This is a genomic window from Streptomyces sp. NPDC006261 (assembly GCF_040613515.1).
Lineage (GTDB): Bacteria > Actinomycetota > Actinomycetes > Streptomycetales > Streptomycetaceae > Streptomyces.
In genome coordinates, this window is record NZ_JBEXSI010000132.1 from 1 (window position 1) to 4,696 (window position 4,696).

The following is a 4,696-nucleotide window of genomic DNA, read 5'->3' on the forward strand; positions in this document are numbered from 1 at the left end:
AGCTCGCCCGCTACGACCTGAGCGAGGACGCCTCGACGGAGACCGCGATGGTCTTCGGCACCGTTGCGGTAGCCGCAGGCCCGCCGCCCGGAGACACCGGAACCACTCACTCGTCCCACAGGGGAGCGCCGGGTCCAGGGGCCCGGTGCAGGGAGGGAAACGACATGCGCAGTTTCGTACGAGCGGCAGTGACGCTCATGTTCACGGCGGGGGCCGTACTGGCGACGGGAGCGGGGGCGCAGGCCGGCGCGTCCGACACCCAGGACGCCCAGGACACCTACGCGGGATGCCGCTCCGGGTACGTCTGCATCTACCCGGGCGCGTCCTGGAACGGCAACCGGCCGGAGGCGACGTACTTCCGGTACGGCGTCTACAACCTCAACAACCAGACCGGCACCCACCGGGTCTTCAACAACCAGACGGACGGGGCCACCGTGCAGCTGTGCACGGGGTACGACGGGGTCGGCTGCGGCGCGAAGATGCCGACGTGGACCTACTGGGACGTGAACCTGACCCCGATCAACTCGATCAGGCTCGCGCCCTAGCCATGCCGGGAGCTTTACCCGGATGACCTGGGGGCGGGGGTGCTTCTACCCTCGCCCCATGGACGCGGACAACGACTCGGACACGTACTCGGGTGAGCGACTGCTGAACGTGGTCGACGTCGAAGCGACGTGCTGGGAGGGGGAGCCCCCGCCCGGCCAGGTGAACGAGATCATCGAGATCGGCCTCACCGTCGTCGACCTGCGCGCGCGGGAGCGGGTGGCGAAACACCGCCTGCTGGTCCGTCCCGCGCGCTCGGAGGTCAGTCCCTTCTGCACGGAGCTGACGGGCCTGACGCAGGCGGACGTGGACGGGGGTCTGACCTTCACCGAGGCGTGCCGGGCCCTGGCCTCCGAGCACGGTACGGGCCTTCTGCCGTGGGCCAGTTGGGGCGACTACGACCGCAAGCAGTTCACGCTCCAGTGCGGGCGGACGGGCACGGAGTACCCGTTCGGCCACCGCCACACCAACGCGAAGGCCGTCTTCACCACCGCGTACGGACTCCGCCGCCGCCCCGGCATGGCCCAGGCGCTGGAGCTGGCGGGTCTGCCGCTGGAGGGCCGCCACCACCGGGGCGACGACGACGCGTGGAACATCGCCGCCCTGGTGCTGGATGTGGCGCGGCGAGGCGACTGGCCGGCGGTCGGGTAGGGCGTGTTCCTGACAGCCGGGGGTCAGCCGGTGACGGGTGGCCGCAGGGGTGTGGTGGTGCGGGGGCGATGGGCCCGGACGTCCACCGGGCGACCATCAGGATCGCGCGCCGTCATCGACCACTGGGCGGGCAGCGTCTCGATCTCTCCGACCGGCCACCCGGCACGGAGGATCTTCTCGCGGGCCTCACACAACTGCGCGTACGTTCCCACGCGCAGTCCCCATCCCGCCTGGCCCAGGGGGCCGAGATGCGTGGGGGGAGCGGTGGCGGTCTCGACGATCATCAGGTGGTCGTTCCCGCCGACATCGATGACGGCGAACCGGGGATCGGAAGAGGTTGCGGCGCGCTCGAAGGCGAGCCTCGCTCCGAGCAGCTCCGTGTAGTACGTCAGGAGCCGGTCGAGGTCGGCGGTGGACAGAGTCAGGTGGTTGATTCCGAGGAGGGGATGGGTCATGGTCGGCCAACCGTAGTACAGCCGCGCGAGGGGAAAGAGGCCACAACCCCCTTCATGCGCAAGGCACTTGAGGCGCGCCGGCACTCCGGTCACGCCCCGCCCCGACCTCGTACGCCGTCGGCCCGGGCCTCAGCCGCCCGCGCGCAGCACTTCCGCCACGACCGGGCCCGCCGCGTCGCCGCCGTGGCCGCCGGTCTGGACGACCGCCGCCGCGGCGAGGTCGTTGCTGAAGCCGGTGAACCAGCTGTTCGAGGTCTCCTGCCCGTCCACCTCGGCCGACCCGGTCTTGGCGCCCTTGTCGCCACCCACCGTGGCCATGGACTTGGCGCCCGTCCCCCAGGCCGCCGTGGCCCGCATCATCGTCTTCAACTGCTGGACGACGGAGGGCGACAGTGAGCGCGAGGCCCGGGCCAGCTCCCGGTTGTCCAGGGACTTCGGGACGATGACCGGCTGCTGGAAGGTGCCGGTCATGGCGGTTGCGGTGATGGAGGCCATGTTGAGGGCGTTCATCTGGACGGTGCCCTGCCCGATGTACTGGGCCGCGGCGACGCCGCCGACCTCCTCCGGCACGCTGCCGTCGGTGGAGACGACGCCCGTCTTCCAGTCCAGGCCGATCCCGAAGACGTCCCGCGCTTCCTTGGCGAGCGCCGAGTCGTCCTTCACGTCGTCGATCAGCTTGATGAAGGCGGTGTTGCAGGACTTGGCGAAGCTCTGGGTGAACGTGGAGCCGTCGGGCAGCGAGAAGTAGTCCAGGTTGCGGAACGAAGTGCCCTGGTACATCACGTCCTTGGGACACTCCGTCGCCCCGTTCGCGGTGACGAGCCCCTTCTCCAGCAGCAGTGCGGCCGTCACGATCTTCAGCGTCGACCCGGGGGCCTGCTGGCCCTGCATCGCCACGTTGAACTCGGTCGCCGGGTTGTTGGCCACCGCGCGGATCGCCCCGGTGGACGGCCTCACCGCGACCACCGACGCCTGTGAGAACTTCTTCACCGCCTGCTCGGCCGCCGCCTGGGCGCCCGCGTCGAGGGTCGTCTGCACCTTGCCGGGCTTGCCCTTGGCGAGGGTCAGCAGGTTGATGTCGGGCTGTCCGTCCTCGGCGGGCTCGATCCAGGTCTCGATCCCGGGCGAACCGCCGGACGTCGCACCGTACTTCTGGCGCAGGGTGTCCAGGATCGGGCCGAGGGAGGGGTACTTCTCCTTGGTGAGCACGGTGCCGTTGCGGTCGACGGCCTCGATGGCCGCCGTCGACGACTCGCCGGTCTTCAGCGTCGCGCCCTCGGTCAACTGCGGATGTACGACGGCGGGTTCCCAGTCGACCAGGGCCTTCCCGGTCGTCAGCCCGCGGACGACGGTGAGCTCGGAGGCGTACGACAGGGGCTTGGACTTCCCGCCGTACGAGACGGTGGCCTTGACGGTGTAGGGCACCTTCGTGCCGACGGCCGGCCCCGGGGTGATCTTCACCTTGCCGATGTGGGCGGCCTCGCCGTACGAGGCGAGTACGGGCTCCGCGCCGGCCTCGTTGTTGGTGAGGAGGGCCGCGCTCGCGGCATCCCCGGCCACCCAGGCGTCGAAGAAGGACTTCGACGTCCCGGTTATCTCCTCCGGGCTGGGCGGCCCTGTCTTCACCTCGGGTGCGGCGTTCCGGGAGGCGACCTTGCCGCCGTCTCCGCCCCCGTCGCTCCCGAGCACGCTGTAGGCCCCGTAGCCGATGCCACCGGCCGCCAGGACGAACACTCCGCCGACCACGGCGACCTTCGCTCCACTGCGCATCTGTGCAGTCCCCCTCCCCAGGAGTGCCCCTGAACAGGTGCAAGGGGCAACTGTGAGGAACCCTAAGGGGTGGGTGCGGCGGGTGAGAGCGTTGTTACCGGACCGGAACGCTTGGCTGGAAAGCGCTCTCCGGATGTGTCTGCGGAACAGGAGCCTCCGTTGCCGGGAACGGGCAGCCGGGCCGCGCCGAGTGTGCTGACATCCGCACATGAGGGCAGCCCGCCCCGTCACTTACCCTGTTCATCCGCAGGGGGTACGGGGCGCGGTCTCGGTGAGGGGTGCGCTGCACCGCCGACGACACGGACGGAAGCGGATGCCGAGAGGCGTGGACGGTACGGCGAACCCAGGAACCTCGGGTGCGGACCAGCAGAAGCCGGGCGGGACCACCGTGGGGCCGCGTGCGTCCCTGGTGATGTCGCTGGTGCTCGGCCTGCTGCTGGGGGCGCTGTCGGTACTGGTCATGCTTCCGGCGGCCCAGCACCTGCGCTCCCTCCAGGACGGAGAGCGGGCTCAGGCGACGCTGCACACCGCCGGTCCGTGCATGGCGGGCCACTGCCAGGGGAGGTTCGAGGCCGGCGGCCGGACCGTGATCGCGGACCTCCCGGTGGGCAGCGGCGACGGCAGGCAGTCGGTCGGCGCCGCGCTGGTCGTCCGGTACCAGGCGGACGACCCTCAGGTGGCCGCCCGCGAGGCGGACGTCAGGGGCGGCGGCGCGGCCGTACTGGCGGCACTGTCGGGCGGGGCGGCCCTGCTGTTCCTGACGGTGGCGGCCGTGGCGGTGATCTTCCTGGCCCGGCAGCGGCGCGCACCGGGGCCCACGGCACCGGCCTGACCTGCGAGCCCGAGCGCCATCAATGCGGGCTCCTGGGCGGCCTGGGAACAAATTTTCCCTGTGGTGAGTGAATGGGGAATTGCCGGGCACTAGAACCATCGCAACGAGGTCCTGGCGACCATTCGGAGCCGGGACGCACCGGTGGGGTGAACTGAGGCCGTTGTGAAGTGTAGGCGCGTACGTGCCTAAAACCGAACTTGACGATGGGAACTGAAAATGATCCTCCTTGGACTTCTTCTGCTTATTATCGGCCTGCTTGTTGGCATGGGCCTGCTGACCACGATCGGCAGTATTCTCATTGTCGTGGGCGTGGTCCTGTGGATCCTGGGCGCGACCGGCCGCGCGGTCGGTGGGCGAAAGCATTTCTTCTAACCTTCGTGGTCGGAGGGAGCCAGGAAGTCTGTTGATGCAACAGGACCCTGCACATGCGGGCGGGCCGCGACGC

General features: G+C 69.9%; 6 protein-coding genes. 4 read left to right on the forward strand and 2 right to left on the reverse strand.

Features of this window, described 5'->3' with window-relative positions; genetic code table 11:
- The first annotated feature begins 164 nt into the window (after positions 1-164).
- Both ABZ154_RS34735 and ABZ154_RS34740 read left to right on the forward strand, forming a co-directional pair.
- Positions 165-545, forward strand: coding sequence for a hypothetical protein (locus ABZ154_RS34735; protein ID WP_356838438.1), 381 nt, complete (start codon positions 165-167; stop codon positions 543-545).
- A 58-nt stretch (positions 546-603) separates the two neighbouring features.
- Positions 604-1,194, forward strand: a complete 591-nt coding sequence (locus ABZ154_RS34740) for a 3'-5' exonuclease (RefSeq protein WP_356838440.1) — start codon at positions 604-606, stop codon at positions 1,192-1,194.
- Between the two features lie 23 nt (positions 1,195-1,217).
- On the opposite strand, the gene ABZ154_RS34745 is transcribed toward ABZ154_RS34740, so the two are convergent.
- Both ABZ154_RS34745 and ABZ154_RS34750 read right to left on the reverse strand, forming a co-directional pair.
- Entirely contained in the window at positions 1,218-1,649 is a 432-nt protein-coding gene (locus tag ABZ154_RS34745; RefSeq protein ID WP_356838442.1) for a VOC family protein, read from the reverse strand.
- 129 nt (positions 1,650-1,778) lie between these two features.
- Positions 1,779-3,419: a penicillin-binding transpeptidase domain-containing protein gene (locus tag ABZ154_RS34750; RefSeq protein ID WP_356838444.1), complete on the reverse strand. Its 1,641-nt coding sequence runs from the start codon at positions 3,417-3,419 to the stop codon at positions 1,779-1,781.
- A gap of 412 nt (positions 3,420-3,831) precedes the next feature.
- Here ABZ154_RS34750 and ABZ154_RS34755 point away from each other — a divergent pair, with 412 nt between their 5' ends.
- Both ABZ154_RS34755 and ABZ154_RS34760 read left to right on the forward strand, forming a co-directional pair.
- Positions 3,832-4,251, forward strand: a complete 420-nt coding sequence (locus tag ABZ154_RS34755; protein ID WP_356838446.1) for a hypothetical protein — start codon at positions 3,832-3,834, stop codon at positions 4,249-4,251.
- A 216-nt stretch (positions 4,252-4,467) separates the two neighbouring features.
- The gene (locus ABZ154_RS34760; protein WP_018515713.1) at positions 4,468-4,623 is read left to right on the forward strand and encodes a hypothetical protein; all 156 of its coding nucleotides are present in this window, start codon (positions 4,468-4,470) and stop codon (positions 4,621-4,623) included.
- Positions 4,624-4,696 lie beyond the last annotated feature (73 nt).